Genomic DNA, 772 nt, shown 5'->3' on the forward strand with positions numbered 1-772 from the left:
GTATGATTACAGCCAGCTAAAAAGCCTTAAAAACTATGTCTTTAAAGAAAACTTTGCCTATTTTCCAGATCCTGCCCAGGACCAGCTCCTCAATATATCCTATGGGTTTTATGACAATTACTATGGGTTTTACAATCCTACAGAAGTAAAAACTACAGAATATCTGCCGGATAATACTATCATGACTACCACCAGCTTCAGCAGTTATGGTAATCCGAGTCACTATCAGCTAACCTCTTCAAAAACTGTATTTACGGATGGTTCTACTCAGGAGACAAGTTATAGCTATGCTCATGAAAAAGGAAACCCACTGATGATTAGCAAAAATATGATTGGTATTCCATTGGAAACTAAAACGGTGCAAACGGCCAATAATATAACAAAAACCCTTTCCAGAACAGAGACCATTTATCCAACGGTTTTACCACACGTTGCTACTGGAAACCTGGTACTTCCTGTGTCTATTTTAAGTTACGATAATCTAAACAACGCAAATTCTAAAGAGGTCAGTTTTGATAAATATGATGATAGAGGGAACATTCTGCAATACACTGAAAAGGATGGTACTCCAGTGAGTATTGTCTGGGGATATAATAAAACTAAGCCAATTGCAGAGATTGTTGGAGCGACCTATAGCCAGGTTGAAAGCCTTATCTCCGATATTGTGGCAAAATCGAATGAAGATGCTGCTGATCCAACAAAAGAAGCAGCTTTACTTGTAGCACTTGAAAATTTCAAACCGGTAGGTATGGTCACAAAATATACTTACGAT

Annotated in this window: 1 pseudogene; it reads left to right on the plus strand. The window is 37.8% G+C overall.

The features are described from left to right. Positions 1–772: pseudogene (locus DRF57_RS23800) on the plus strand (hypothetical protein); the annotation flags it as partial.

It is taken from the genome of Chryseobacterium rhizosphaerae (assembly GCF_003385455.1).
In the GTDB taxonomy this organism is placed as follows: domain Bacteria; phylum Bacteroidota; class Bacteroidia; order Flavobacteriales; family Weeksellaceae; genus Chryseobacterium; species Chryseobacterium rhizosphaerae.